This window comes from Streptomyces diastatochromogenes, assembly GCF_002242805.1.
Taxonomy (GTDB): Bacteria; Actinomycetota; Actinomycetes; order Streptomycetales; family Streptomycetaceae; genus Streptomyces; species Streptomyces diastatochromogenes.
This window is the reverse complement of the sequence record NZ_MCGQ01000127.1, coordinates 1-3,499: the sequence shown is the minus strand read 5'-3', so window position 1 is coordinate 3,499 and position 3,499 is coordinate 1. Positions and strand designations below refer to the sequence as shown.

4 protein-coding genes and 2 pseudogenes are annotated in these 3,499 nt (G+C 68.8%); all 6 read left to right on the top strand.

The window, feature by feature from the left end; translation table 11 throughout:
- The first annotated feature begins 107 nt into the window (after positions 1 to 107).
- Complete coding sequence (locus tag BEK98_RS46885; protein ID WP_094222914.1) at positions 108 to 692, top strand: DinB family protein; 585 nt, start codon at positions 108 to 110, stop codon at positions 690 to 692.
- A 52-nt stretch (positions 693 to 744) separates the two neighbouring features.
- Positions 745 to 1,538 (top strand): IS5 family transposase gene (locus tag BEK98_RS46880; protein WP_208643438.1). Its coding sequence is split into 2 segments (ribosomal slippage): positions 745 to 1,092 and positions 1,095 to 1,538, totalling 792 coding nucleotides; the frame shifts between segments, so codons are not numbered across the junction.
- A pseudogene (locus BEK98_RS51540) lies at positions 1,528 to 1,721 on the top strand (IS630 family transposase); the annotation flags it as partial. The gene BEK98_RS46880 and the pseudogene BEK98_RS51540, both read left to right, overlap by 11 nt.
- A gap of 337 nt (positions 1,722 to 2,058) precedes the next feature.
- Entirely contained in the window at positions 2,059 to 2,769 is a 711-nt protein-coding gene (locus BEK98_RS49710) for an RICIN domain-containing protein (protein WP_107428346.1), read from the top strand.
- 40 nt (positions 2,770 to 2,809) lie between these two features.
- Positions 2,810 to 2,938 (top strand): annotated as a pseudogene (locus BEK98_RS49705) (IS5/IS1182 family transposase); the annotation flags it as partial.
- A 342-nt stretch (positions 2,939 to 3,280) separates the two neighbouring features.
- The coding region (locus tag BEK98_RS46865) for an MBL fold metallo-hydrolase (RefSeq protein WP_143684278.1) at positions 3,281 to 3,499 on the top strand (219 nt) is incomplete at its 3' end.

Here is a 3,499-nt window from a genome sequence, read left to right as displayed (position 1 = left end):
CCTTAAAGAAGGGCGGCGGCCATGGCCAGGCCCTCGGCTCTGCCAGTCGTTGCGGACCACGTACGGGATCTTGAGACCACGAGCAGCCCATGGCAGGCTCCTGCCCCATGATCGATGAATTCGCGAAAGACAACCTGCACGGGAGACTGCGGCGGGACCGCAAGGCGCTGCTCTGGAAACTCGACGGCTTGTCCGAATACGACGCCCGCCGACCTTTGACAGCGACCGGGACCAACCTCCTCGGCCTGGTCAAACACGTGGCCACCGTCGAGGCCAGGTACTTCGGCGAGGTCTTCGACCGCCCTTCCCCGGAACCGCTGCCCCGGTGGCAGGACTCCAACGGCGAAGACCTGTGGGCGACCGAGGACGAGACCCGGGATCAGATCATCGCGTTCTACCGGCGCACGTGGGAACACTCTGACGCGACGATCAATGAGCTTCCCCTCGACGCCCCTGGCCACGTGCCGTGGTGGCCGGAGCCTTATCCCAACACGAACCTGTTCGCCGTCATGGTCCATGTCCTCGGCGAGTCCATCCGGCATACCGGGCACGCCGATATCCTGCGCGAGGGCCTCGACGGCCGGACCGGGGTGCGCGCCGAATACGAGAAGCAGATCGACGAGGAAGCCCGTGCAGCCTACTGCGCGAAGATCGAGCAGGCCGCCAGGTCGGCCGCACCAATCAAGGCTTAGAGGTTGTCTCACGTGACTTGATGTTCGTGCGGCATGATGCCGGTCGTGGGTGCTGATTGCTGATCTATCGAAGCGTCTGATTCCTGATGAACTCTGGGAGCCGGCCGCCCCGTTCCTGCCGTCGTTCGCTGCTCGTCCGCAAGGTGGTGGGACCGCTCCGTGTGACGAGCGGGCCGTGTTCACGGCAGTGGTGTACGCGCTGACCAGCGGCTGTGCCTGGCGGCATCTGCCGACGACGTTCGGCACGTCGCCCGCCACCGCGCATCGCCCCTTCACGGTATGGACCGAGGCCGGCCTGCGGCGTCGGCTGCAGCGGGCGGTGCTGGACGAACTCGGGGCCCGGGGCGAGGTGGACTGGACCTCGGCGATCGTCGACGCGGCCTCCGTGCGCGCCAAAAGGGGGGATCGCTGACCGGGCCGAACAGCAAGCTGCACGTGCTGTCCGATGCCCAGGGCATCCCGCTCGCCGTCGCCGTGTCCGGCGCGAACATGCACGACTGCCTCGCCCTCAAGCCGCTCATCCGCGGCATACCCGCCGTCCCGTCCCGCCGGGGACCACGGCGGCGCCGACCCGTCAAACTCCGCGCGGACAAGGCCTGCTTCTCCGCCGAACACCTGGCCTGGCTGCGCGAGCGCGGGCTCGTCGCGCGCAACGCGCGGCCTGGCATCGAGCCCGGTAAACGCCTCGGTTGGCACCGCTGGAATATCGAACGGTCGATCGCCTGGCTCTTCGGCTACCGCCGCCTCACCGTCCGATACGAACGAAAGGGCTCGCACTTCCTCGCCTTCCTCGGCCTGGCCGCCGCCCTGACCTGTTACAAGAAGCTCGCGAAACTTGCCACGTGAGACACCCTCTCCGATGCAGGGTGTCTGGTCGCTATTACGGCGTGGCCCGCCGGCCAACACCGCCTTCACCGACGACGAGCACCGCGAACGCACCCTCCGCCGGAGCCTGCGTCACATTCAGCTCCGCCCCGCACCGGACTCGCCCTCACCCACGAACCGACAGCAATCCGAAGAGCTCAGTAACGGTCCGCGTGCGGGGCACGGCCCCCGGGTGCACGATGAAGACGGGGGCTGGGGGGCTTCAAGATGCCGCACCCCACTCAGCGCAGGGGGCACCCTGATGTTCGAAACATCCGAAAGAAGTCGAACGTTCAAAGGCCCGCGCCCAGCCGCCGCATGGGCCCTCCTGCTGGCCGGCCTCCTGGCAGGCACCGGGCCGGGCGCCTTCCCGGCGAACGCGGCCCCGGCTCCGGCTCCGGCCCCGGCTCCGGCCTCGGCGACGAAGGCGGGCCCGTACGGCCCGGATACCTGCAAGCAGGGCTACGTCTGGCGGGAGTCGCACCCTGAGGACCACGTCTGCGTGACCCCCCAGGTCCGCGACCAGACCTGGGACCAGAACAGGGCGAACAACTCGAACACCGACGACAACGGCCGGTGCCGGTACGGCCTCGTGGCGCGGGAGGCCGTACCGGGTGACGAGATCTGCGTGACCGAGTCCGTGCGCGACGCCGCCCGCAAGGCCAACGAGCAGGCCGCGATGCACTGGGAGGCCACCTGGGACCGGGTGTACCCGGACGGCTACGTCCCCTTCCCGTTCACGGACGCCGGACACGAGTACAAGATCAGGAGCTCGTACACGTCGAAGCGGGACGGCAAGCAAGTGCTGTACGTGGATGTGTGGCAGGGCAGCACCCAGGACGGCACCGGCACGGTGGTCTGGGACTACTGGGGCGGTGCCAACCAGCGCTTCACCTTCCGCCGGGCCGGCAACGACCTCGCCTACCAGAACGTCTTCGAGATCGTGGCCGCGCACAGCGGCAAGTGCCTGGACGTCGCCGGGTGGAGCAAGGACAACGGCGCCAAGATCATCCAGTGGCCGTGCCATGGCGGCACGAACCAGAAGTGGTACCTGGAACGGCGTCCTGACAACCGCTGGCAGATCCGCTCCCTGTACAGCGACAAGTGCCTCGACGCCGCCCAGCCGACCCTGAAGGCGCCGGATCACGGGGCGGTCGTCCAGCAGTGGGACTGCGTCGGCGGCCAGAACCAGGCCTGGGGCGTCATCAACTGACCCGCGCGGGTTCCGACGTGGCGGTCGGGCGGGGTACGTGGTGCGGCCGCAGGACGGCGGGACCCAGGGCACGCCTGACGAGGCGCTGTTCGCGGTCATCGTCTACGTCCTGCTCAGCGGGTGCGCCTGGCGGGCCCTGCCGCTCTGTTTCGGAATCTCGAAGTCGACGCACCCGGTAGATCAGCCGGGCGAGCCTGCACGGCTGATCTACCGGCCGCGCCGCCACCGCAAGCACAAGGGCGAAGGAGGATCGTCTGCGAGGCACGCTCCGGGTCACCAGCCTTCGCTGAGAGCCGCTCAAGTTTCGCTGCGACATGTCAACCAGGGGGAATCGGTGGGGGAGGGGGCAACGTACCCGTCCCAGCGGTGCGCGTCGTGCGGGATCAGTGGGGCCGGCGCATGGGTGGGGGCGGCAGGCCGCGCCGTCGAGCGGCTTTCGGTTGCCGATGCCTCAGGCGGAGCTGTCGGCGGTTGATGGCCCTGTCGACTGCCCTTGTGGGAGCATGCGGCGGTGCGCGAGCTGACTGTGCTGGGGACGTGTGGCGCCTGGCCGGAGGCCGGCCGGGCGGCGAGCAGTTTCCTGCTGGAGGTTGACGGGTTCCGCCTGGTCCTGGACCTCGGCTACGCGGCACTGCCCCGGCTGCTGGAGCGGTGCACGGCGAGCGAGGTCGACGCCGTGGTCATCACCCACGAACACCCCGACCACTGTGCGGATCTGAGCGCGCTGTGC

Coding starts and splice junctions, on each gene's coding strand:
- BEK98_RS46885 (WP_094222914.1), top strand. CDS start 108: ATGATCGATGAATTCGCGAAAGACAACCTGCACGGGAGACTGCGGCGG.